This window comes from Halohasta litorea, assembly GCF_024494645.1.
Classification (GTDB): domain Archaea; phylum Halobacteriota; class Halobacteria; order Halobacteriales; family Haloferacaceae; genus Halohasta; species Halohasta litorea.
On record NZ_JANHDJ010000007.1, the window covers coordinates 13,297 to 34,624 of the forward strand.

The 21,328-nt window shown below is 65.4% G+C and carries 25 protein-coding genes; 16 read left to right on the forward strand and 9 right to left on the reverse strand.

Annotation, left to right across the window (positions count from 1 at the left end; translation table 11 throughout):
* Nucleotides 1-14 precede the first annotated feature (14 nt).
* Entirely contained in the window at nucleotides 15-1,010 is a 996-nt protein-coding gene (locus NO877_RS15580) for a CPBP family intramembrane glutamic endopeptidase (protein ID WP_256397271.1), read from the forward strand.
* Between the two features lie 12 nt (nucleotides 1,011-1,022).
* On the opposite strand, the gene NO877_RS15585 is transcribed toward NO877_RS15580, so the two are convergent.
* Complete coding sequence (locus tag NO877_RS15585; protein ID WP_256397272.1) at nucleotides 1,023-1,586, reverse strand: sugar O-acetyltransferase; 564 nt, start codon at nucleotides 1,584-1,586, stop codon at nucleotides 1,023-1,025.
* A gap of 134 nt (nucleotides 1,587-1,720) precedes the next feature.
* On the opposite strand from NO877_RS15585, the gene NO877_RS15590 reads away from it, so the two are divergent.
* On the forward strand, nucleotides 1,721-1,942 hold the full coding sequence (locus tag NO877_RS15590; protein WP_256397273.1) for a MarR family transcriptional regulator: 222 nt from the start codon (nucleotides 1,721-1,723) through the stop codon (nucleotides 1,940-1,942).
* A 21-nt stretch (nucleotides 1,943-1,963) separates the two neighbouring features.
* Here NO877_RS15590 and NO877_RS15595 read toward each other — a convergent pair whose 3' ends face one another.
* Nucleotides 1,964-3,562: a tryptophan--tRNA ligase gene (locus NO877_RS15595; RefSeq protein WP_256397274.1), complete on the reverse strand. Its 1,599-nt coding sequence runs from the start codon at nucleotides 3,560-3,562 to the stop codon at nucleotides 1,964-1,966.
* On the reverse strand, nucleotides 3,559-4,626 hold the full coding sequence (gene endA, locus NO877_RS15600) for a tRNA-intron lyase (RefSeq protein ID WP_256397275.1): 1,068 nt from the start codon (nucleotides 4,624-4,626) through the stop codon (nucleotides 3,559-3,561). Before endA ends, NO877_RS15595 begins: the two co-directional genes overlap by 4 nt.
* A gap of 121 nt (nucleotides 4,627-4,747) precedes the next feature.
* Here endA and NO877_RS15605 point away from each other — a divergent pair, with 121 nt between their 5' ends.
* The 4 genes from NO877_RS15605 (at nucleotide 4,748) to NO877_RS15620 (ending at nucleotide 7,302) form a co-directional block, all read left to right on the forward strand.
* Nucleotides 4,748-5,077 carry a winged helix-turn-helix transcriptional regulator gene (locus NO877_RS15605; protein ID WP_256397276.1) on the forward strand — a complete coding sequence of 110 codons (330 nt, stop codon included), beginning with the start codon at nucleotides 4,748-4,750 and terminating at the stop codon, nucleotides 5,075-5,077.
* 115 nt (nucleotides 5,078-5,192) lie between these two features.
* Nucleotides 5,193-5,498 (forward strand): DUF7521 family protein, encoded by a 306-nt coding sequence (locus NO877_RS15610; RefSeq protein WP_256397277.1) that lies wholly within the window; start codon nucleotides 5,193-5,195, stop codon nucleotides 5,496-5,498.
* Between the two features lie 46 nt (nucleotides 5,499-5,544).
* On the forward strand, nucleotides 5,545-6,582 hold the full coding sequence (locus tag NO877_RS15615; RefSeq protein ID WP_256397278.1) for a zinc-dependent alcohol dehydrogenase family protein: 1,038 nt from the start codon (nucleotides 5,545-5,547) through the stop codon (nucleotides 6,580-6,582).
* 123 nt (nucleotides 6,583-6,705) lie between these two features.
* A complete protein-coding gene (locus tag NO877_RS15620) occupies nucleotides 6,706-7,302 on the forward strand; it encodes a beta-class carbonic anhydrase (protein WP_256397279.1) in 597 nt (198 codons plus the stop codon).
* A 9-nt stretch (nucleotides 7,303-7,311) separates the two neighbouring features.
* Here the strand turns inward: NO877_RS15620 and NO877_RS15625 are convergent, their stop codons facing one another.
* Complete coding sequence (locus NO877_RS15625; RefSeq protein WP_256397280.1) at nucleotides 7,312-8,070, reverse strand: topoisomerase DNA-binding C4 zinc finger domain-containing protein; 759 nt, start codon at nucleotides 8,068-8,070, stop codon at nucleotides 7,312-7,314.
* A gap of 73 nt (nucleotides 8,071-8,143) precedes the next feature.
* Between NO877_RS15625 and NO877_RS15630 the strand changes: the two genes are divergently transcribed.
* Both NO877_RS15630 and NO877_RS15635 read left to right on the forward strand, forming a co-directional pair.
* Entirely contained in the window at nucleotides 8,144-8,809 is a 666-nt protein-coding gene (locus NO877_RS15630) for an HAD family hydrolase (protein WP_256397281.1), read from the forward strand.
* Nucleotides 8,810-8,930: 121 nt separating this feature from the next.
* Nucleotides 8,931-9,599: an HAD family hydrolase gene (locus tag NO877_RS15635; RefSeq protein ID WP_256397282.1), complete on the forward strand. Its 669-nt coding sequence runs from the start codon at nucleotides 8,931-8,933 to the stop codon at nucleotides 9,597-9,599.
* Here the strand turns inward: NO877_RS15635 and NO877_RS15640 are convergent.
* Together NO877_RS15640 and NO877_RS15645 are read right to left on the reverse strand one after the other, a co-directional pair.
* Nucleotides 9,596-12,001: a heavy metal translocating P-type ATPase gene (locus NO877_RS15640; protein ID WP_256397283.1), complete on the reverse strand. Its 2,406-nt coding sequence runs from the start codon at nucleotides 11,999-12,001 to the stop codon at nucleotides 9,596-9,598. The genes NO877_RS15635 and NO877_RS15640 overlap by 4 nt on opposite strands.
* 54 nt (nucleotides 12,002-12,055) lie before the next feature.
* Nucleotides 12,056-12,241, reverse strand: coding sequence for a DUF8131 family protein (locus tag NO877_RS15645; RefSeq protein ID WP_256397284.1), 186 nt, complete (start codon nucleotides 12,239-12,241; stop codon nucleotides 12,056-12,058).
* Nucleotides 12,242-12,322: 81 nt separating this feature from the next.
* On the opposite strand from NO877_RS15645, the gene NO877_RS15650 reads away from it, so the two are divergent.
* From NO877_RS15650 to NO877_RS15680, 7 genes are all read left to right on the forward strand, one after another.
* Nucleotides 12,323-12,505 (forward strand): hypothetical protein, encoded by a 183-nt coding sequence (locus NO877_RS15650; RefSeq protein ID WP_379826596.1) that lies wholly within the window; start codon nucleotides 12,323-12,325, stop codon nucleotides 12,503-12,505.
* A 1-nt stretch (nucleotide 12,506) separates the two neighbouring features.
* A complete protein-coding gene (locus NO877_RS15655) occupies nucleotides 12,507-13,013 on the forward strand; it encodes a cytochrome c oxidase subunit II (RefSeq protein WP_256397286.1) in 507 nt (168 codons plus the stop codon).
* On the forward strand, nucleotides 13,006-14,799 hold the full coding sequence (locus NO877_RS15660; RefSeq protein ID WP_256397287.1) for a b(o/a)3-type cytochrome-c oxidase subunit 1: 1,794 nt from the start codon (nucleotides 13,006-13,008) through the stop codon (nucleotides 14,797-14,799). Before NO877_RS15655 ends, NO877_RS15660 begins: the two co-directional genes overlap by 8 nt.
* Nucleotides 14,796-15,017 (forward strand): hypothetical protein, encoded by a 222-nt coding sequence (locus NO877_RS15665; protein WP_256397288.1) that lies wholly within the window; start codon nucleotides 14,796-14,798, stop codon nucleotides 15,015-15,017. The genes NO877_RS15660 and NO877_RS15665 overlap by 4 nt, the downstream gene beginning before the upstream one ends.
* A 5-nt stretch (nucleotides 15,018-15,022) precedes the next feature.
* Entirely contained in the window at nucleotides 15,023-15,724 is a 702-nt protein-coding gene (locus NO877_RS15670) for a DUF7546 family protein (RefSeq protein ID WP_425492959.1), read from the forward strand.
* Entirely contained in the window at nucleotides 15,721-16,251 is a 531-nt protein-coding gene (locus NO877_RS15675) for a TlpA family protein disulfide reductase (protein WP_256397290.1), read from the forward strand. The genes NO877_RS15670 and NO877_RS15675 overlap by 4 nt, the downstream gene beginning before the upstream one ends.
* Nucleotides 16,252-16,433: 182 nt before the next feature.
* Complete coding sequence (locus NO877_RS15680; protein WP_256397291.1) at nucleotides 16,434-16,961, forward strand: winged helix-turn-helix transcriptional regulator; 528 nt, start codon at nucleotides 16,434-16,436, stop codon at nucleotides 16,959-16,961.
* 14 nt (nucleotides 16,962-16,975) lie between these two features.
* On the opposite strand, the gene NO877_RS15685 is transcribed toward NO877_RS15680, so the two are convergent.
* Genes NO877_RS15685 through NO877_RS15695 form a run of 3 tightly spaced genes read right to left on the reverse strand, consistent with a single transcriptional unit; the run spans nucleotide 16,976 to nucleotide 20,504 of the window.
* Entirely contained in the window at nucleotides 16,976-17,800 is an 825-nt protein-coding gene (locus NO877_RS15685; protein WP_256397292.1) for an ABC transporter permease subunit, read from the reverse strand.
* Nucleotides 17,797-18,519: an ABC transporter ATP-binding protein gene (locus NO877_RS15690; protein ID WP_256397293.1), complete on the reverse strand. Its 723-nt coding sequence runs from the start codon at nucleotides 18,517-18,519 to the stop codon at nucleotides 17,797-17,799. The genes NO877_RS15685 and NO877_RS15690 overlap by 4 nt, the downstream gene beginning before the upstream one ends.
* Nucleotides 18,516-20,504 carry a right-handed parallel beta-helix repeat-containing protein gene (locus NO877_RS15695; RefSeq protein WP_256397294.1) on the reverse strand — a complete coding sequence of 663 codons (1,989 nt, stop codon included), beginning with the start codon at nucleotides 20,502-20,504 and terminating at the stop codon, nucleotides 18,516-18,518. The genes NO877_RS15690 and NO877_RS15695 overlap by 4 nt, the downstream gene beginning before the upstream one ends.
* Nucleotides 20,505-20,670: 166 nt before the next feature.
* Here NO877_RS15695 and NO877_RS15700 point away from each other — a divergent pair, with 166 nt between their 5' ends.
* Nucleotides 20,671-21,321, forward strand: a complete 651-nt coding sequence (locus NO877_RS15700; RefSeq protein WP_256397295.1) for a cytochrome c biogenesis protein CcdA — start codon at nucleotides 20,671-20,673, stop codon at nucleotides 21,319-21,321.
* Nucleotides 21,322-21,328: the final 7 nt, after the last annotated feature.

Sequence of the window (21,328 nt, forward strand, 5' to 3'; positions counted from 1 at the left end):
ACAAAAATGACAGTATGGACGGCCCTCCAGCCGACGAGCAGTCTCCCCGCAGCGTCAGCGAACATGTCTGGTATCTGCCCGACACCGACCGCGTGCGTCCGACATGGCGGGTGATCGTCCCGCTCGTCGTCGGTATGACACTGTATCTCGGTGTCTCGGCCGCGGCGTGGGTCCCGGTCGGATTCGAAGTGCAGTCCCCAGTCGACACCGCGACCTCAGCACTGTTACTCGGCGGCCAGCTCGCCGCCCCGATTGGGGGCCTCGTTGCTGTGCTCACAATCGTATCGCGTCTGGATCGCCGACCGACCTCGATCGGGGATTTGGTCCCCTCGAAACCGTGGCTCCTGGATTTCGGCGGCGGCCTCGTGATCGGCCTCGTCGCGGCAGTGTGTATGGTTGCCGTGCCGATCACAGCGGGCGAGACGACGATGACCGTCGAGCCGAGCGGCGTGGGCGTCGACTCGGTCGCCCTCGGCGCGGTCGTGCTCGTCGGACTGGTTGGCTCGCTGGTGGCGACAGTGGTCTTCCAGGAGCTCCTCTTTCGGCGAGTCGTCATCACGAACGTCGTCGAGGCAGTCGGGGACCGGGCGGACCCACGGCAGGCAGTCGGGATCGGGGTCGCCGCCAGTACGGTCTGCTACGGCGGCTTCGAGCTGCTCATCAGCGGGGTGGTTCGCGGGCCCAGCATCGCCGTCCCGGCGGCACTCCTCGGGCTCTATTACGCCGCCGCCTACGTGTTCACGGGTCGGTTGGGGCTTCCGATCGGCCTCCACCTCGGTGGTGCGATCGCCCTCGGGAGCCTCTATGGGACGCCGACCGGCGGCTTTCACCTGCCGTCGGTCGTGGTCGTCGACACCCTCACACTCGATCAGTCGCTGGCCGTGTCGGTTCGACTCCAGTTGGTCCGCGTGCTCGTCGGCGGGCTGTTGGTCGGACTCTGGGTGTACGCCTTTTATAACGATTTTAACGTCGAGGAGCGTGTGTTCGGGGCCGATAGCGAGGGGTTGTAACCGAACTCGAAGTCAGTCGGCCGCGTCGACTTCTTTTATAATCGTTGCCGGGTTGCCTCCGACGACGACCCCCTCCGGAACGTCGTCGGTGACGACCGCACCGGAGCCGATCACCGCGTCGTCGCCGACAGTCACGCCGGGATTGATCGTCGCGTGGCCGCCGATCCAGACGTTATCGCCGATTTCGACGGGGTTGCCGTACTCCAAGCCGGTTGCTCGCTCTTCGGGGTCGATCGGATGCGTCGCCGTATATATGTGGACACCCGGCCCGATCAGACAGTCGTCGCCGATCTCGACGCGACAGACATCCAGGATAACACACTCGAAGTTGACCGCCACCTCGTCGCCGACGTGAATGTTGTAGCCGTAGTCACACCGGAACGGCGGCTCGATGAAACACTCGCCGCGTGAGCCGAGAAGGGTATCCAGGAGCTCCCGGCGACGGTCGGCCTCGTCGGCAGCGGTGCGGTTGTAGCGTCGCGTGAGGTCGCGTGCGCGCTGGCGATCCTCGACGAGTTCGGGATCGGTCGGGTCGTACAGCTTGCCGTTCAGCATCGCCGCTTTCTCGGTAGCCATAACGAAATCGGTGGCCGAGAGACTGTCGCGGCGGCGGTTAGCGGTTGCGGTGGGACCGCCGAGCCGACGGTCGCCCGGCTGCCGAGAGGCGACCAATCGGTAGTATTAACAACCATAATTGATCCTGTATACTCGTGACTGTCGACCGTGATAAGGAGGCACACCCCGCAGACGAGCTTCCGGACGAGACGATCCTCCACCTCCTCGAAGAGCACAAAGCCTTGTCAACCAAAAAAATCGCTTCGGAGGTCGAAGCGAGTCTGTCGACCAGCCGAACCCGGCTCCAGAAGATGGCGCAGGTCGGCCTGATCGAACGGCGACAGACAGTCAAAGGCGACGTGTGGCTGACGTGGTGAGTGTCGCGTTGTAGCGACCGACTACTCCGACCCGCCCGGCCCCCGGCGGTTCGAGTCGAGATCGATATCCAGATCGTCGAGCAGTTCCTTCGCTTCCTCGCGTTTCTCCTGGTGGTTCTTCAGGAACTCCTTCATGAGCACGGCGGCCTGCTCCTTGCAGTCACCGCAGAGCCGCTCGCCGCCGACACATTCCTCGTAGACCTCCTCGGCGAGCCCGTCGTCATCGTTGGCCAGCAGGTAGGCATATAGCTCGTAGACCGGGCAGTCGTCGGCCTCGCCGCCCAACTCGCGCTGGAGTTCGGCGGTTTCGCGGCCCCCGGTGGTCGCGGATTTGACCTTGTCGTAGCCCTCCTCGGGGTCGTCCAGGAGACTGATATGGCTCGCCGGAATCGACGACGACATTTTGCCGCCGGTCAGCCCGGTCATAAACCGGTGGTAGATCGAGGAGGGCTGGATGAAGCCGTAACCGCCGTTGTCGACCTCGACCTCACGGGCTAACTCCTCGGCCTCGTCGAGATCCATCCCGAAGGCGTCGATGTGGCCCTCGTAGACCCGCTTTTCGCCATTTATACTCTCAATCATCGCCTCGAAGGCCTCGTCGGGCCCATGGCGGTGGAAGAACCGAACGCGGGGGCGGACCGGCTCCATCCCGGCCTCCGAGAGCTTGTCGACCGCCGAGGCGCAAGCCGCCGTGAGTTCAGCGTCGACCTCGTGGTCGTCCAGCCAATCGGCGGCATCCTCACAGCGGACCATTTCGTCATCGTCGAGGTCGGCCGCCAGCGCGTCGTAGGCCTGCCGGATCAACTCGCCTTCGGCGGCGTCGGTCTCGAAGCTGGCGTAGGCTTCGGTGACCTTGAAAAACCGCATCCGAACCGAGAGGTCTCGTGCCAGCCGGACGTGGGGGTCCTGGTCGGGGCCGACCGGGATAACCGTCGGTTTGGGTTCGTCGACCAACTGCGGGTAGAGCATATCGGCCATCTGGGTGGCGACGCTCTGCATATGGCCGACGTTGGTCTCGCCGTCGAAGCCGTAGATCGAGGCGAACTCCGCGAACCGGGCTTTCGAACCGAGTTCGAACGCGAGGTCCTGGAGCTCCCGGTTCTGGGACTGTCGATACAGGGTCCCCTCCTCGGCGTCGAAGCCGAGGGCAAGCAAGCTCAGGAGGTAGCTCTCGGCGTGTTCGTCGATCTCGTCCCAGCTCATCCCGCGGGCCGAGTGGGCTTCGAGGTCGGCGATCAGACCGTAGGCATCCGCGCCCTGCTGTTGGTGCCAGATTATCTCGTCGAAGACGAGCTTGTGGCCGATATGCGGGTCGCCCGTCGGCATAAAGCCCGACAGTACCGCGGCAGGTTCGTCGTTGGCCAGCGCCTCGGCGACCGGGCCGTAGTCGCGGTGGCCGAAGATGACCCCGCGACGCATCAGGTAGTGGGGGTTGGGCACGTTGGGAAGAATCTCGTCGAACTCCTCGATGCCGAACTCCTCGAACAGCTTCCGGTAGTCGGCGACCGTCGACGATCCCCAGGGGTCGATGGTGGTCTCGTCGACGCCGCCGTCGGCCAGCGGCTCGGCTCCGCGTCCTGTGCCACCATCGTCGGTCCGTGGTGTATCGTCGTCGGTCATGGTGTCAGTCGGCTCACGGTGAGCCACTCTACCTCCTCGTTGGCTCCGGTCAGCGCAAAAACCATTCGTTTCCGGACCCCACCGGCGAGCCGGACGTCCAGCGATAGCTCCCGTGGGTCGAAGGCGTGGTCGGCCTCGACGACCCGAACGAGACACTCCGAGTGCGGCAGGTCCTCGACCGACTCGACCGTATTGTACGTCCGGAAGTCAGCACCGAACTTGAACCCCGTTTTCGGGACGACCTGCTGGCTCCGGAGCGCACGGTAAACCGTCAGCCTGCGGTCGAACCGCTCGCCCTCGACGGCCCGACCGCGCTCGCGAATTGCCTCGACTGCGGGACCACCGACGTCTTTCAAATCGAGGTGTCCCTCGGCAGCGAGCCCGGCGGCCTCCACGAGAGAGAGTTGGACCGCGGAGTCGACGATCGCCTCGCGGGCAGTCAATGGCTGGCCGTAAAAACCGTGGTCAAAAAAGCCGTCGGGGGAATCCCAGACGACGACCCGGTCGTCGATCAGCGAGCCAGCCAGCGAGTCGGGTGGCTGGTAGGTAGTGCCGCCATCGAACTCCGGCTGGCTGGTCTCGAAATACGAGATTTCGCTTTCCTCGTCGACGACTGCCAGCGTCACCCCACCCAGTTCGGCGGCGGGAACCGACGCGCGCTCGCCGACCACGACGATCCGATGGGCAGGCTTGCCGTCGCCGGGTTTGGTGCCGCGAGGGTAGACCGTGAGATCAGTCCACTCGCTGTCGTCCTCGCCGGGCCACCCCTCGCGGGCGGGCGAGAGATAGAATCCCCGGTCACGGAGTTCGGCGTAGACGAGGAATCGGAGGGCGAAGCGGTCGACTGCCGAGGCGGAGTCGAGGAAAAAGGCCTCGAAATCGAAGTGTGAGCCACCATCGACGATGTAGTCGAGATCACCGCGGAAGAGGAGATGGGCAGCCTCGACCCGTGAGACGCGGATCGAGTTACCACCGTCGGGCGTGCCGTAGCCGCGGGCGTCGTAGAACTGCTGGCGGGCGTTGCCAGCGATTTCGACGACGCCATCCCGGAGCTGTCCGTTCATACCCGTTCGGGGTGTGGCTGGGCAAAAGGAACTGCGGTTCGTCCGTTTGGAGCATCGTAGTAACGGTATGCAACCACGTTACAATACGAACCACTATATTCGCTGAGTCGTACACTGTGGTATGGCAGAACAGCAGACCAAGGCGATCGTCGACGACAACTCCCCGTGTCCGGTGATCGAGTCGCTCGAAGAGATCGGTTCCCAGTGGCGGCTGGCGGTCCTCTACGATCTCCAGGACGGCGAAAAGCGATTCAACGAGCTCAAACGCTCGACCGGCGCGAACTCCCGGACGCTCTCGCGGGTGTTGGACGACCTCCAGGAGACCAATTATGTCGCCCGACGGTACGAGGAGGATAGCCCGATCGCGACCTACTACTCGCTGACCGAGAAGGGCGAGTCGCTGTGCCCGGTGTTCGACGAGATCAGCGCGTGGTCCGAAGAGTGGCTGTGAGCGAGGCGGCCAACCCGCCGAACCGATTTTCAGCCAGTGGGAAACTGGTCTAAAGCCAAGACAGTCACGGAAAATGATCACGTACGGAGGGAGCGGCACCCCGACGGTGATCAGCATGAACCACTACATATCGATGATCGTACTGGCGAACACCGTGACGACGGTTGCAGGCGGAATCATCGCACTCCTCGCTCGCCGAGCGTTCCGCAGAACACAGACCGGCCCACTGGGGCTCGCCGCCGTCGGGTTCGGCTGTATTATCGGCGGTGCGGCGGGCGGCACCGTCGGCTACCTGTTTTCCGAGACCCTCATGGTCGGGCTGTTGATCCAGAGCGTCTCGACGGCGGGCGGCGTGATACTGATTCTCTGCTCGCTGTACGCGGGGCCATACTCACCGGCAGCAGCAGAGTCGACCGGCTAAGGCGGCCGACGGATGGCTTTTTCCACTATCGGCACCCTCATCCGGTATGCGCGCAGCGAGATACCACGGCCCGGGCGACATCCGCATCGAATCGGTCGACGAACCTACCCTCGACTCCCCCAAGGGAGCGATCATCCGGGTCACTCATACCGCCGTCTGCGGCTCGGACCTCTGGTTCTACCGCGGCGAGAACGACCGCGATGTCCCCTCCCGCGTCGGCCACGAGCCGATGGGGATCGTCGAGGAAGTCGGCGAGGATGTCGTTTCGGTCGAGCCGGGCGACCGCGTCTTCGCCCCGTTCTTGATCAGCTGCGGCCGCTGTGAGTTCTGCCGGAAGGGACTGCACACCTCCTGTGTGAACAGCGACAGCTGGAGCGGGGCCAACGGCGGCGCACAGGGCGAGTACGTCCGGTGTCCCGAGGCCGACGGCACTCTCATCCGCGTGCCGGATCGCCACGCCGACGACGAGGACACCCTGCGGTCGATCCTCCCGCTGACGGACGTGATGGCGACCGGCCACCACGCCGCCGTCGGCGCGGGCGTTGAGGCTGGCTCCACCTGCGCGGTCGTCGGCGACGGCGCGGTCGGCCTCTGTGGCGTCTTGGCGGCCAGACGGCTCGGCGCCGAGCGCATCATCGCTATCGGCCACCACGAGGATCGGCTCGACATTGCCGCGGAGTTCGGCGCGACCCACCTCGTCAGCGAGCGCGGCGAGGCAGCGATCAAGACGGTCCAGGAGTTGACCAACGGCGGCGTGAATCACGTCCTGGAATGCGTGGGCGCGACGTCGTCGATGGAGACCGCCCACGGGGTCGCCCGCCCCGGCGGCACCGTCGGCTACGTCGGCGTTCCCCACGGGATGGGCGAGGGACTGGATCTCGAACCCTTCTTTCGGGGCAATATCACGCTCAACGGCGGCGTTGCGCCGGTCCGAGCCTACGCCGAGGAGCTACTGGCCGACGTGCTCCAGGGGACGCTCGATCCCTCGCCGATCTTCACGAAAACGGTCGATCTCGACGGCGTGCCGGAGGGGTATGCGGCGATGGATAACCGCGAGGCGATCAAAGTGCTGGTCAAACCCTGAGGACGAAACGCGACAGTCCAGAACACCACCCCGACACTGCCGCGGCGTGTGTGTCAGTCACAGACAGCGGCAAGTACGTACCCTTGCGGAATCAGTTAGCCAGCCGGGAGACTATTTGTGGTGATGACTGATTCAACCGACCACCATCACGAACAAGTCGACACGACAGTAGCCGAGCGGGACGACTGGGCCCGTCGGCGGCGGAAGGGAATCCCGACCGGGGAGAACCTGCTCGTCATCGCCTGCATGGACGAACGGATTCCGGTCGAGAAGGCACTCGGACTCGAACTCGGCGACGCCCAGATATTCCGGAACGCCGGCGGGAAAGTCACCGACGACGTGATCCGCTCGGCGGCGCTGACGACGAACTTCTTCGATACCGACGAGATCATCGTTATCAACCACACCGACTGCGGGATGATGAGCGCCGCCAACGAGGACGTCCGCGAGGGGTTGGAGGCACAAGTCGGCGACCTCGATTCGGCCACTCTCGATCCGTCACTTCCGGAGCTGTCCATCGGCGATGCCGATCTCCTGGACTGGGTGAAGATGACCGACGACATCGACGAGGCCTGTGCCGCTCAGGTCGAGTACCTTCGTCAGTCCGAGTTTATTCCGGATGACGTGACGGTTTCGGGCTATGTGTACGAAGTCGAGTCGGGGCACCTCCGAGAGCCGAACGGTCGGATCGCCGAGGAGATCAGCGAACGGCAAGCCTAACTGGGAGACTCACAGCGACGCTGATTCGGACTCCGGCGTGGCCTCACAGCCGCCGTCCAGACACCGCTCGCCGGAGGCCGTCCGGAACCGCGGGAGGCCACACTCGCAGTCGTCGACCACGACCCCCGAGGGAAAGGAAAACGAGGTCTCACAGTCGGGATAGTCGTCACAGCCGAGGAAGATCCGGCCGTCGGGGCTCCGGACGCGGAGCGGCGAGCCACAGTCGGGGCAGGTCCACTCCTCGTCGAACCGCTCGCGGACCGCCGCCGACAGCGACTCACAGGCGTAGTCGACACACAGCTCGAACGACTCGCCGCGGTTGACGCACATCTGCGGAAGGCCGCAGTCCTCGCAGTCGCGGTCGAGGACCGTTGCCCCGGCGGGCAGGCCATAGGTCTCCTCGCAGTCGAGACATGAGATCTTCCCGCGGACTCGGACGAGCGGCCCAGCACAGTCGGGGCAGGTCCCGACCGGGACCCCGGCCTCGGAGACCGCGAAGGATTCGAAGCCGCTGGCGTCGTTTGAGGTCACCAGGAGCTCCTGGCTGTCGGCGTGGGCCCGGAGGCTGAAGGCCGCGCCGTCGTGTTCGATCGTCACGTCGTCGGGGCGGGTGAGCCACGCAACTGGCTGGTAACCGTCGGCATCGTGGACCAACACGGTGCGATCGGGTTTGACGAGAATCACCACATGGCCGCGCTGGATGCGGTCACGGGTGCCTTCGAAGCGAACGGTACAGTCACCGGCGAGTATCCGGGTTTGCGGGGACATAAGCCGTGTAACCGCTTTTTCAGTTCTAAATGTACGTGCGAGATTCTTTAGGCGAAGCCGTGGACTGGGCCGTATGGCTGACGACGGAGCCGAAATCACGGCCGTACTGTTCGACATGGACGGCGTCATCGTCGACTCCGAACGCTACTGGCACGACGAACAGCCCGAACACATCTTTCCACAGACCCTGGAGGGCGAACAGCCGGAGCTCGAAGAGACGACCGGGATGTACTACAAGGAGATCTACGACTACCTCGACGAGGAGTACGAAACGACAATTAGCAAGGAGGAGTTCGTCGACCTCTTCGACGAGGTGGCCATGGACATCTACCACAATCGCGTCGAACTGCTCGACGGCTTTCACGAGACCCGCGAGGAGTTGGCCGACCGTGATATCCCGGTCGCCATCGTCACCTCCTCGCCGTCGTCGTGGCACGATATCGTGATCGATCGCTTCGATATCGACGTCGACGAGATCATCACCGCGGAAAACCTCGACGCCGACGGCAAACCGGCACCGGATATTTACGAGAAGGCCGCCGAGATCGTCGGCCACGCACCTGAAAACTGTCTCGTCGCCGAAGACTCGAAAAACGGTATCGAGTCAGCCGAACGGGCGGGAGCCGTCGTCGTCGGCTACCGCGCCGAACACAATTCGGATACCGATCTCTCGGCTGCCGATGTTGTCGCCGAGGACTCCGAAGAGCTACACGAGGCGATCCTCTCGCGGGCCGGATAGCGGCTCGGTCGATCAGCCGGAGCGTCGAGTCGACCACGGCCCCTTTTATAAATCGACGATCATCTCGCTTCCGTCGGACGTGACCCCAAGGTAGTTCACTCACGGCGGTCGACGGGACAGTATGGCAGACAGTGCCGACCGCAGCCGGGCAGTCCTGTTCGATATGGACGGCGTCATCGTCGACTCCGAGCGCTACTGGCGGACCGAACAGCCCGACCACATTTTCCCGGCGACGCTCGCCGGCGAGCATCCGGATCTCGACGAGACGACCGGGATGAACTACCGGGAGATCTACGACCATCTCGATGCGCACTACGAGACGAAAATCAGTAAGGCGGAGTATATCGAGATCTTCGACGAGACGGCCCGGGAGATCTACAGCGAGCGCGTGGGGCTCCTGGATGGCTTCCACGACCTCGTCGAGGACCTCCGGGCGGCGGGCGTACCGGTCGCGATCGTCACCTCCGCGCCGCCGTCGTGGCACAAGATCGTCACCGAGCGGTTCGACGTCGACGTAGACGAAACGATCAGCGCCGAGGATATCGACGGTGACGGCAAGCCCGCCCCCGATATCTACGAGTACGCCGCCGGAGTGGTCGACCGCGAGCCGGGCGACTGTCTCGTGATCGAGGACTCGAAAAACGGCATCGAGGCCGGGAAGAACGCGGAGATGGCCGTGATCGCCTACCGCAGCGGGCCGAACGACGACACCGACCTCTCGGCAGCCGACGCCATCGTCGAGAGCGCCGCGGAACTCCGCGAGGCGATCCGCTCGCGGGCGGGACGCTAATCCAGCGGCCGGAGCGTCGAGTTCAACACGACAAGCAGGCTGCTGGCCCCCATGGCGACCGCCGCAAATAAGGGATTTAAGAGGCCGGTCGCCGCCAGCGGGATGGCGACCCCATTATAACAGAAGGCCCATGCGAGGTTCTGCCGGATGCGGCTCCGGGTCTTGGAGGCGATCGTAAACATTCTCGGCACGGCCGAGAGGTCGCCGTCGACGACGATCACATCGCCCGCGTCGGTGGCGAGTTTTGTCCCGGTGGCCAGTGCGACCCCGAGATCAGCCGCCGCCAGCGCGGGGGCGTCGTTGCTCCCGTCGCCGATCATCGCAACACGACCCTGGGACTGGAGCCGCCGGATCGTCTCGGCCTTCGCTTCGGGTGGCACGCCCGCGAAAACGTGGTCGACCGCCGGGTGGGTCTCGAAGGGCCGGGTGGCGGCAGAGTCGTCGCCGGTGAGGACGACGATCTCTCGGTCGCCGTCAGCCAGCGAGTCGACAACCGCCTTCCAGTCGGCCTTCGGCTCGTCGCCGACGCCAATGACGCCCTGGATCGTCTCGTCCCAACCGACCACGACCGCGACATCCCCCTGTTCTGTCAGTCGGTCCGCCTCGGTGTGGTAATCGTCGGGGTCGGCCCACCCCTCGAACAGCGAGGAGTGGCCGACGGTTACCTCGCGGCCTGCGACCCGGCCGCGGACCCCCGTGTCGAAAGTCTCGACCGTGTCGACGCCGCCGATCGTCTCAGTCGCCGTAGCCGACACGAGTTCGCCGCCATCAGTAGCGTGTTCGCTCGCCGCAGGCGTGGCGTCAGTGGTCGAAGCGGCGGCGACAATAGCATCGGCGATGGGGTGGGCCGAGGCGCGCTCAAGGGCAGCCGCAGTCGACAACAGGTCATTGGGATCGTCGCCTGCCACCTCAGTCACCTGCATCTCGCCGCTGGTGAGCGTCCCCGTCTTGTCGAGGGCGATCACGTCGACGTCGGCCGCCGTCTCGAAGATTGCCGAGGAGGCCACCACCATCCCGCGGCTGGCAGCAGTCTGGATTCCCTGTGCAACTGCCAGCGGCGTCGCGAGTCCCAGCGCGCAGGGACAGGAGGCGATGACGACCGTCAGCCCCACCAACAGGGCGGCGGTCGGCGAGCCGCCCGAGAGGAGCGTCCAGCCAGCGGCCAGCACCCCCACCGTCAGCACCAGCGGGACGAAGATCGTCGCCAGTTTGTCGGCGAAGCGCTGGACGCCCGGCGAACCGCTTTGAATCTCCCACAGTAGCTCGACGATCCGGTCGAGGGTGCTTTCGGCCGCCTCGCCCGCCCGAATCGTCAGCGGCTGGTCGGTGACGACCGTCCCGCCCCGTACGTCGTCGCCCGGCCGCTTGGTTCGCGGCACCGACTCCCCGGTTACCAATGCCTCGTCGACCGCCGCGACGCCCGACTCGACGACGCCGTCGACCGGAATCCGGTCGCCCGGTCGGACCAGCAGCTCGTCGTCGGGCTCGATCGCTGAGACGGGAACCGTCGAACCATCGGGGCGGCGGGCTTCGTCGACCTGGATCGTCGTCAGGTCCGTGAGGAGATCGGAGGCCCGCCCCTTGATCGTCGATTCGTAGTAGTTGCCGACCGTCACTACGAGGATGATGGCGACGGTGACGTCGAAATACAGGTCGGTCCGGCCCATCACCATCGCCAGTGTGCTGTAGCTGTAGGAACCGAGGGCCGCAACTGAGACCAGCAAGTCCATGTTGGGTTGTCCCGCCCGGAGGCTGACGTAGGCTCCGCGGAGGATCGGATACCCCGTATAAAAGAGCACGAGCGAGGCCAAAAGCCAGAGCTGCGCGAACAGATAGAGGCCGTCGAAGCCGCCGAGGTCGACCAGCGGCTCGATGTCGAAGTAGGTCGGATAGAGAAACAGGACGTACCACAGCATCGTCATCATCCCGAACAGCCCGCCGCCGACGAGGAACTTCACGACCTCGATATCGCCCGCCAGCTCGCGGTCGGCCTCGACCGAGCGCTCGGTGGCCTCGTAGCCGTACCCCGAGACGAGGTCTGGCAGCTCGTCGGCCGCCAGCTGGTCGGGATCGTAGTGAATTTTGAGGGTGTCGGTCGCGTAGCTCGCGCTGACCGCCCCGATGCCCTCGTGAGATGTGGCCGTCGACTCCAGGAAGGCCTCACAGGTCGAACAGTGCATCCCCGAAACGCTGAGGTACTGCTCGTCGTACCCCGCCAGATCGTCGGCGGCGTCGGTTGCCTCGCGGAGCTGGGCGCTGGCCGTCTCGGCGTCGGCCGCGGCGACGTCATCGACCGTCCGAGCGACCGCCAGACAGCCCCGACAGCAGTACTCGCCGTCGACGTCCGGATCCGTGATCGGGGGCGACGGCGTATCGAGGTCACAGAGGGTACAGTTGCTCATGGTCGACGGTCGGGCGGCCGGAGGTGGGAGTACCGAAGGCGAGACATCGTGGCCTCAGGCGTGCGTCGAGTGGCCGTGGCCCCCGTTCGAGACGGGGGTGAAGATGAGATACAGCGAGGTGGCGATAATACCGATATTGAGCAGCGAGACGGCCACGATCGGGTCCGAAACCAGCGTGTAGTAGGCGATCGCTGGGAGGGCACCGAGACTCAGGAGGCTGGCAGTACGTGGTGATACCATTTGGTCAGCCTACCGAGGCTTGAAATATAACTCTTTGTCCGCATTCCCAGCCAGCGGGAATCCAGAACTCACTTTTACAGAATGTTTTGCAAACTACAACCAACAATGTCCGGAGAGAATACAGTCAGGGAGATCGGACACGACGAGTTCGACCCATACGGAACGCTGGCGCTGATACTGATCTATTTCGCGATCCTCAGCGTCATGTGGGTCTTCATGTACTTCGTCGAGTTCCTGGGTAACGATCTCACAGTCCTCGCATAAGATGAACATTCACAACTACGAGAAACTCTGGCTCGTGTTGGCGATGGTGATGATTATCGGCTTTATCAGTACGGTCGTCTACGGGGCGACGGCGGTCGGGATCGAGATGGTCAACGACGAGGGCGGGACGATCGACTCGACTGCGCTCGAAGAGGACGATCGGTTCGCCGAACCGCGGGTCGAACGGGTGGGTGACAACGAGTACGAGGCCTACGTGGTCGCCCGGCAGTTCATCTTCGAGCCCGATCCCATCGAGATCCCCGCAAACAGCACGCTGACGTTCTACGTGACTTCGCCGGACGTGATCCACGGCTTCGAGGTCGTCGGCACGAACGCCAACGCGATGGTGATTCCGGGCGAGGTGACGGAGCTGACCGTCGAGCTGAACGAGCCCGGGGAGTACGGCATCCTCTGCAACGAGTACTGCGGCGGCGGCCACCACACGATGGAAGGCAAACTGATCGTCCAGCCGGAAGACGAGTTCGAACAGGGAGGCAACGATGAGTGAGCAGCTCGAATCGGGCGCGCCGACGTTCCTGGATGACTACCCCAAGGAGGCGGCGGTCGTCAAGGCGGCACTCTGGAGTTCCTTCATCGCGCTGGCCCTCGGGGCGGTCTTCGGGGTTATCCAGGCGCTCCACCGAACGAACATCCTGCGGCTGATCGACTCGACCGACTACTACACGGTGTTGACCGCCCACGGCGTGCTGATGGTGGTCTCGTTTACCATCTTCTTCCTCGTGGGGCTCTTTACGTGGGCGACCGTCCGGAGTTTCGATCGGGGCGTCGAGTCTATCCGCTACACCTGGACCTGGTACGGGCTGATGGTCGCCGGGACGCTGATGGCGGTCGTCGCCATCCTCGGCGGCTTCGTCCCCCAGACCGACATCAGCGCCGACGTGCTGTTCACGTTCTACGCGCCGATGCAGGCCCACCCGCTGTTCTACGGCGGACTGACGATCTTCGTCATCGGGACCTGGCTCGCAGGCGCCGACTGGTTCTGGTCGTGGCGAGCGTGGAAAGCCGAAAACCCCGACGAGCGCATCCCGCTGCAGGCGTTTATGGTGCTGACGACGATGCTGATGTGGTACATTGCGACCATCGGCATCGCCATCGCGGTCGTCGTTTTCCTCCTGCCGTGGTCGCTGGGGATTTTCGACCAGATCAACCCCCTCTTAACACGGACGCTGTTTTGGTTCTGGGGCCACCCTGTCGTCTACTTCTGGCTCATGCCTGCCTACCTGCTGTGGTACACTGTCCTGCCGACGATCTCGGGCGGTCGGCTGTTCAGCGATCCGCTCGCTCGCGGCGTCTTCGTGCTGTTCCTCCTGCTGTCGACGCCGGTTGGCATCCACCACCAGTACGTCGACCCCGGCATTGCGGAAGGGTTCAAAGTGATCGCAATGACAAACACGATGTTCCTGCTGCTGCCGAGTCTGCTGACGGCCTTTACGGTCGTCGCAAGCGTCGAACACGGCGCACGACAGCGGGGCGGCACTGGCCTCTTCGGCTGGCTGCGGGCGCTGCCGTGGCGTGACCCGGCCTTTACCGGGATGATGCTCGCGGGACTCATGTTCGCCGCTGGTGGCTTCAGCGGGATGATCAACGCCGGGATGAACATCAACTACCTCATCCACAACACCATCTGGGTGCCGGGGCACTTCCACCTCACCGTCGGCACCGCCGTCGCGCTGACGTTCATGGCGGCGACCTACTGGCTGTGGCCCCAGTTGACGAATCGACGGCTGTTCAGCCGACCGATCGCGCTGGCCCAGGTCGTCATCTGGTTCGTCGGGATGGGCCTAATGTCGAACGCGATGCACGTCATGGGACTGTTCGGCGTCCCGCGGCGGACCGCCGAGCCGCAGTACGAGGGCTTCGAGTTCGTCACCTCCTTCGGTTCGATCACCGAACTGCGGCTCCAGCTCGCTATCGGCGGCACGCTGCTTTTCATCTCGACGGTGCTTTTCGTCTCGAACATCGCGCTCAGTGCGGGCGCACCGAAACTGAGCGGGCTCGGCAAGCCGCTGTCGGAGCCGCTGTCGGGGGCTCACGACTCGCCGGAGATCCTGGACAACCTGAAACTCTGGTTCGGGATCGCCTTCGTGCTCGTGGTGCTTGCCTACTCGCTGCCGCTGGCGAGCATCATCAGCCGCGGTGGGGTCCTGGGTCCCGGCGTCGATCCGGTGCCGATGATCATCGAGCCGCTCGGGGCGACGCTTGAGCCACTCGTTGCCAGCCTCCAGCCGCTGCTGGGTCGGCTCGCTGCCGTTGTCGGAGGGGTGGGAGCATGAACCGAACCTCGAAGGCGGGCATCCTCGTCGGCAGTGGGATGCTGTTTGTTATCGTCTGGGAGATCCGCAGCGCGCTGGGGCTGCTGGTAGGGATCGACACCAACCCACAGCTCTACATGCTGCTGACCCTCGCGATCGTCGGTCTCACGGCATTCGCCCTCGCCATCGGTCTGATCGGCGTCACGCCCGAGACCCCCGCGGACGAAGACACCTCGTGAGTCGGATGGCCTTCGACGCGACGAGCATGCTCCAGGAGCTCATCGATCGATCGCCGTCGACGGTCGCCCTCCTGGGGGCGGGCCTCGCGGTCGGCATCTATGCGGTCGCCACCAGCGCGTATCTGGCGGCCGTCGGGCCGACAATCACCGATCTCCGGGTGTTCGTCTACCCGCCCGTCTGGATCGGTGTGAGCGTCGCCGCGGCCCTCTGGGTCGACCGAACCGTTCGTCACCGACCGCGGCCGTGGCTCGGGCGGGCCGTCGGCATCGCCTACGTCCTCGGCATCGCGTGGCTGAGCGGGCTGGTCGATGTTAGTTCCGGGATGACCACGCTCCGCGTGGTGTCGACGCTGCCCGGCTGGGGGCCGATCGGCCTCTACGACAACGGGCTGGTGAGCCTCTCGGTCGTCCCGTTCAAACTGGTCGCCTACCTCGCGCTCGGCCACATCGTCGCGGTGTTGGTGGCCGCCCAGGGCGGATCGGCCCGTGCGGCGGCCCTCGGAATGGCCTCCTGTGTGAGCTGTGCGGCCCCGCTATTGCTGGCGGTCGGTGGCCTCCTCGGCGGGGCTCAGGCGACCTCAATGGTGGCCTCGATCGGCTACGACATCGCCACCGTGCTACTGGTCGCCACGTTCGCCCTGCTCGCACGGGCAGCCGGTCGAACGACCCCCGACGAGGCTGCCAACGCTCCAGGAGGCGGGCCGTGAACCGGCGTCGACTACTGGCCGGACTCGCTGGAGTGGGCGTGGTCGGCGGCGGCTGGGCCGCCAGCAGCGGCTGGGCGGCTGACGACGGGGCGATCGACGATACGCCGACCGCCGAGTTCACTGTCGAAACAATCGACGCGCCGGGGAGCAGCGCCGGGACGCTCACCGTCCCGGGCAACCGGCCGATGCTCGTCGACTTCGTCTCGGTCGGCTGCGAAGTCTGTAGCGACTCGATGCCCGCCCTGACGGAGTTCCAGGAGACCCGCCGCGAGTCGCTGCGGTTCGTCTCGCTGTCGACCGACCCGGTCGGCTTCTCGGTCGAACAATCGAGTCTTCGGGAGTGGTGGGCCGACCACGACGGCGCGTGGCCGCTGGGGGTCGACAGCCAGCTGTCGGTCGCCAACCGACTGGACGTGAGCAGCGTCCCGACGGCGGTCGTCATCGACAGCGAGGGACAAATCCGTGGCCGTACCAGCGGCCGGAAATCGATCGAAAAACTCGACTCACTGGTCGAGCCGGTTTTATAAAAGGCGGTCGCCGAATCGGGTTCGAGTATCGGCCGGATTATGAACCGTTGACGGCCGCATGTGCTGTTTTCACCTGATGAGAATCGAATACGGCCTTATAAGCGGTGGTCGACACAGTGAGAGTATGCGAGCCGACACGATAGCACAGCAGGGCCACGGAGACCGGAGATGGTGAAGGGCGGATGACCCGCGAGAAGATCCACGAGTACGTCGCGGCCAATCCGGGCGTCCATTTCAACGACCTGGCTCGATCGCTCGACCTCGCGCCGGGACAGGTCCAGTACCATCTCCGAAAACTCAAGCGAAACGACGAAATCGTCGAGGAGCCGCTCTACGGCCGGACCCACTACTTCACGCCGGAGTACGACGAAGGCGAACGCGGGGCGCTGGCGGTCGCCCGCCGCGAGACGGCCCGCGACATCCTCGTGACGCTGCTTATAAACGGGCCGAACACGCCGAACGCGGTCGCCGAGGAGATCGACATCGCCCGCAGCACCCTGGAGTGGCACCTCGACCACCTCGTCGAGCAGGGGCTGGTCGACAAACGGCGGGAGGACGGCAACCGGATCAGGCTCGTCCTCGCCGATCCGGAATCGACGACCGGGCTCCTGCGGACGGTCGAACCGTCGCTGCTCGCCCAGTTGTGTGCGGGCTTCTCGCGGCTGTTCGACGGCGTCTTCGCGGTCGACCCGCGGCCGACCGACGGATAGAACTGCGGTCTCTTTTATAAGTGCCTACGGGAGAGCAGCAGTGTCGCCGCGAGCAGCGAGCCGACGAGCCAGCCCACGAGGCCGAACAGGCTCCACAGCGGCGCGGCGGAGCCGCCCTCACCCGCCGAAGCGACCCCGATGACGGTCTCGAAGACCAGCCCCCGGTAGGCGCTGTTGGGCGCGACCGCCAGCGCCGACAGCAGGTTCGACTCCGTGAGCCAGCCGTCGGCCAACCCCAGGACGATCAGGGCGTCGCCACCCGCCGCGGCCAAGAGGACGCCGCCGGTCGCCAACACGATCGCCGCCCGCACCGACCGGGCGACGACCGACAGCAACACGACCAGCGCCTCCATCGCCAGCCCGAACAGCAGCGTGAGCACGATGAAGCGCCCCCAGAGGATCGGCGAGTCGACGCCGGAGTGGGTGGCGAAGACGGTCGTATCGGGGCCAGCGGCGACGGCGATCACCAACCCCGAGACCAGCAGCCCGCTGAGAAGGACAGCTGAGAGAACGGCCGCACGCCCCACGTAGATGGCGGCGACGTAGACCCACGCGGGGACGTTGTAGGTCTCCAGGACCGCGAGTTCGCCGCGTTCGAGATCGTCGACGACGCTCCGGTAGCCGACGGCGATGGCGACAAGCGGCACCAGCAGTTCCAGCGGCAACAGCAGGTCGACGACCGCCGGAAGGTAGCCCGTCTGGGCCCCACCTCCGCCAGCAGTTAGTGCGAACAGCAGGCCCGCAACGCCGACCGCCAGCAGGGCGTAGATCCGGGTCCGGGCCACCGTTTGGAGTTCGCGGGCAACGAGAGTCCGAAACTGCGAGCGTGCGCCGGTCATGCCTCGACCTCCCGGCGAGCGGCAGGCTCCCGGATGACTGATTCATAAACCTCCCAGAGCGTCTCCGCGTTGGTCGCGTCGGCGAGTTCGGCGGGCGAGCCGCTGACGACGACCGAGCCGCGGTTGAGGAAGACGACCCGGTCGGCGAACCGCTCGACCAGCGACAGATCGTGGGAACTGACGAGGACTGCAGTGCCATCAGCCGCGCGGTCGGCGAGCGTCTCGAAAGCGCTGGTTGCCATACTCGGGTCAAGCCCGCTGGCTGGCTCGTCGAAGACGGCCACTGGCGGCTCCCCGACGAGCGATTGGGCGATCCCCAGCAGGCGGCGCATCCCGCCGGAGAGCGCCTCGACCCGGCGGTCGGCGGCATCCGCGAGTCCGACACGCCGGAGGGCTACCTCGGTCTCGGCGGGCTCGTCGAGCAGCGCGGCGTAGAAGGCGATCGTCTCGGCGGCGGTGAACTGCGGCCGAAAGGACGGCTGCTGGGGCAGGTAGCCGATGGGCCGGTCGACCTCCGGGCCCGTGTACCGGACCTCACCCGCAGTTGGCGAGAGATGCCCCAACAGAATCCGAAGCAGGGTGGTCTTCCCGGTGCCGTTGGGGCCGACGATAGCGGTGAGTTCGCCGGGGGCGACCGCGATGTCGACGTCCTCCAGGACCGACAACTCACCGTACTCGTGGTACAATCCCTCCCCGACGAGAATCGGATCGGTGGTCATGGCTGGGCCTCGCTTCTACCGGCTGACGGGTCGGCTGTAGCAGTCATGGCTGTGGTGTCGTTGGTGGGGAGGGCATCGATCCCGTGGGTCACGACGGTCGACGACCGGCGGAGCAACGCGGGGTTCTGTGGGTCGGTCTGTGGGTCGGGATCGATGACGCTCCCCGAGCGGAGTCCTGGAGCCGATCCCCGGAGCGCCCGCAGCCCCTTTTTAACTGGTGATTCGGCAACCGTCCGCCGGGCGGGCGAGCGGTGGAGTTGGCCGTCCACGGAGTCGGTCGGGACGTAGGCGCGGTCGTAGGTGTCGCCGGTGGCCTCCCCGTAGGCCCCCTGCCAATAGTTGCCGTGACCGTTGTGGGCCCAGACCCGGAGCGGTCCGGCGCTGGCTCCGGCGTGATGCTCGTTGTCGACGAAGTCGTTCTTCCAGACCCGGCTGGTCGCCAGCACCGAGCCGGTCCGCATTCCGTAGGTGTTGTTCCGAACGACGTTGTGCTCGTACAGCGAGCCGATCGCGCTGGTCGTGATTCCGATCCGGCTGTCGACGGCGATGTTGCGGGCGATATAAGAGTCCGAACCGCTGGTCGAGATGGCGTTCGAGGTGTTGGCCACGACGTTGCCGACGATGGCGTTCCGGGCAGGGTCGGTCATGATTGTGATGCCGCCGAACTCCTGGTCGGCAAAGCGGTTCTCGGCGACGACCGCGTCGGAGGTGTGCATCAGGTGGACGCCGTAGCGGTTCGCCCGGAACGTGTTGTTCCGGATGACGGTCTCGGGCGAGCGGTGGAGATAGATCCCATCGCGGCCAGCCCGGAACGTCGAGTCCTCGACGACGACCGACGACCGCATTGCCATCACGCCCATGAAGCCGTCGTTCCATTTCGGAGGCCCTGTCACCGAGAGGTTCCTGACGACTGTTTCGGGGCTATCGCGCAACAGCACCCCGTTGGCGGGCGTCGACGGGACAGTCACGTCGGCGACGTGGACGCCGGGCGCGCCGACCGCTGCGATCGCCGCATCGCCGTGGCCGTAGCCGAGTTCGATGTTGGCGTCCCACTCGTCGCCGGTGACAGCCGACTCGTCGCGGGTCTGGTTGCCGATTCCGGTGATTGTAGGCCCGACGATGCCCACATCGTCGGCCGTCACACGAACCGGCGAGCCGGTGCCGTTGCCCACGATCGTCGCCCCCGGCCCGCGGAGGGTGATCGAGCGATCGATCTCGATCGGCCCCTCGTAGCGGCCAGGAGCGAGCCGGATGCCCGAGCCGTTGGGAGCACCGTCGATCGCGGCCTGTATCGAGTCGCCGGGGTCGAGTTCGGCTGTTACCTCGCGGTTCAGGAGCGGTCGGTCGGCGGCAACGCGGGCGTCGGCTGCGGCCCGCTTGTCGTCGACGCCCTCGCGGACGACCGACGCGTCGTCGAGTTCGATCGGGCGGTCGGTGAACTCGGTCCAGGAGAGCACCGACCCGCCGGTCTCTTCGGCGAACGCGTCAGCATCGCCGCGGTCGGCGAAGGGGACGCCGACCGGGCCGCCGGGCGTCGACGCACCGCTATCGACGACGAAGGCCGCCTCGTCGGCACTGACCCACGTGGGGCGGTCGTCGGTGTGGATCGTCCCGTTGGCGTCGAGAGTGAGCCCCGTGTCGTCGTAGGCGGTGACGTAGGTGACGACGGGGTAGCCGAACTGCTGTTGGCGAGTGGGTTCGTCGAAGGCTGCCGCCGCGGTCTCGACGCCGTAGTAGCCGATCACGTACTGGTACTGCGAGTAGAACACCTGTGCCCGCGGAATCTGGCTGTCGTCGTCGATCCCCAGCGAGACCTCGGAGGCGAAGCCGACAGACCGGGTGTCCTCGAACGGAACCGGGTCGGGCACCGAGGCGTCGACATCGGCGACGAACAGGCCGCCCGCGAGGAGTCCACAGACCAACAGGCCGACGGCAACCACACCGAGGGTGTGGTCGGCGAGCAGTCGACCGAAAGGCGTTCGCATATACTCCACCTTGCCGACTCGCGGCTTTACCGTCTCTGGTACGGCCGTCGAATCCCGCGACGGTCAGGGTGCGACGAAAACAGCACGTTTACAATCGCACACGATACACAATACTGAACACACTCGGAGACGACCTACAGGTCGACGACTCCGGGATACCGGGCTCATGAACGGCACCCTCCTCAACGAGATCGGGCTTGCAGTCGGCACGGGCGTGGCGACGTTCTTCTCGCCGTGTGCATACGCGCTGTTGCCGGGGTACGTCGGCGTCTATCTGGGAGCCAGCGGTGACGACCAGTCGCTGGTCGACGACGCGGTCTACGGGCTTGCGGCGGCGGTCGGCGTGCTCGTCGTGGTCGGCCTCACGATTGCCGCGGTCGCCGCGGTCGGCGAGCCAGTCAGGGAGTTAGTGACGTGGATCGAACCGCTGACGGGGATCGCCCTCATCGGGTTCGGTCTCCTGTTGCTCCGGGGGTCGGCAGTCGGCTGGCACATCCCCCTGCCCGAACAGCGGTCCGGCGTCGTCGGCTTCGGGCTGTTCGGGGCAGTATACGCGATCGCCGCGGTTGGCTGTGTTGCGCCGCTGTTTTTCGGGCTCGTGCTCAACGCGCTCCGGTCGGGAGTCACACAGAGCATGATCGTGATCGGGGCCTACGGCGGGACGATCGCGGCGCTGCTGTTGGGGTCGACGTTCGCCATCGGCATGGGATATGAACTCACCGAGCTGAAACTGGCCCGGCTGTCGGTCGTCGGTCGGCGGCTCGGCGGCGGCCTGCTGGTAGTCGCCGGAGCGGTCCAACTCGCACTAACGATTTAAAAACGCT

Bases quoted from the DNA above. Each gene is read 5' to 3' on its own strand.
- NO877_RS15580 (WP_256397271.1), top strand. From the start codon at position 15: ATGGACGGCCCTCCAGCCGACGAGCAGTCTCCCCGCAGCGTCAGCGAA.
- NO877_RS15585 (WP_256397272.1), bottom strand. From the start codon at position 1,586: ATGGCTACCGAGAAAGCGGCGATGCTGAACGGCAAGCTGTACGACCCG.
- NO877_RS15595 (WP_256397274.1), bottom strand. From the start codon at position 3,562: ATGACCGACGACGATACACCACGGACCGACGATGGTGGCACAGGACGC.
- endA (WP_256397275.1), bottom strand. From the start codon at position 4,626: ATGAACGGACAGCTCCGGGATGGCGTCGTCGAAATCGCTGGCAACGCC.
- NO877_RS15605 (WP_256397276.1), top strand. From the start codon at position 4,748: ATGGCAGAACAGCAGACCAAGGCGATCGTCGACGACAACTCCCCGTGT.
- NO877_RS15610 (WP_256397277.1), top strand. From the start codon at position 5,193: ATGAACCACTACATATCGATGATCGTACTGGCGAACACCGTGACGACG.
- NO877_RS15615 (WP_256397278.1), top strand. From the start codon at position 5,545: ATGCGCGCAGCGAGATACCACGGCCCGGGCGACATCCGCATCGAATCG.
- NO877_RS15620 (WP_256397279.1), top strand. From the start codon at position 6,706: ATGACTGATTCAACCGACCACCATCACGAACAAGTCGACACGACAGTA.
- NO877_RS15625 (WP_256397280.1), bottom strand. From the start codon at position 8,070: ATGTCCCCGCAAACCCGGATACTCGCCGGTGACTGTACCGTTCGCTTC.
- NO877_RS15630 (WP_256397281.1), top strand. From the start codon at position 8,144: ATGGCTGACGACGGAGCCGAAATCACGGCCGTACTGTTCGACATGGAC.
- NO877_RS15635 (WP_256397282.1), top strand. From the start codon at position 8,931: ATGGCAGACAGTGCCGACCGCAGCCGGGCAGTCCTGTTCGATATGGAC.
- NO877_RS15640 (WP_256397283.1), bottom strand. From the start codon at position 12,001: ATGAGCAACTGTACCCTCTGTGACCTCGATACGCCGTCGCCCCCGATC.
- NO877_RS15645 (WP_256397284.1), bottom strand. From the start codon at position 12,241: ATGGTATCACCACGTACTGCCAGCCTCCTGAGTCTCGGTGCCCTCCCA.
- NO877_RS15650 (WP_379826596.1), top strand. From the start codon at position 12,323: ATGTTTTGCAAACTACAACCAACAATGTCCGGAGAGAATACAGTCAGG.
- NO877_RS15655 (WP_256397286.1), top strand. From the start codon at position 12,507: ATGAACATTCACAACTACGAGAAACTCTGGCTCGTGTTGGCGATGGTG.
- NO877_RS15660 (WP_256397287.1), top strand. From the start codon at position 13,006: ATGAGTGAGCAGCTCGAATCGGGCGCGCCGACGTTCCTGGATGACTAC.
- NO877_RS15665 (WP_256397288.1), top strand. From the start codon at position 14,796: ATGAACCGAACCTCGAAGGCGGGCATCCTCGTCGGCAGTGGGATGCTG.
- NO877_RS15670 (WP_425492959.1), top strand. From the start codon at position 15,023: ATGGCCTTCGACGCGACGAGCATGCTCCAGGAGCTCATCGATCGATCG.
- NO877_RS15680 (WP_256397291.1), top strand. From the start codon at position 16,434: ATGACCCGCGAGAAGATCCACGAGTACGTCGCGGCCAATCCGGGCGTC.
- NO877_RS15685 (WP_256397292.1), bottom strand. From the start codon at position 17,800: ATGACCGGCGCACGCTCGCAGTTTCGGACTCTCGTTGCCCGCGAACTC.
- NO877_RS15690 (WP_256397293.1), bottom strand. From the start codon at position 18,519: ATGACCACCGATCCGATTCTCGTCGGGGAGGGATTGTACCACGAGTAC.
- NO877_RS15695 (WP_256397294.1), bottom strand. From the start codon at position 20,504: ATGCGAACGCCTTTCGGTCGACTGCTCGCCGACCACACCCTCGGTGTG.
- NO877_RS15700 (WP_256397295.1), top strand. From the start codon at position 20,671: ATGAACGGCACCCTCCTCAACGAGATCGGGCTTGCAGTCGGCACGGGC.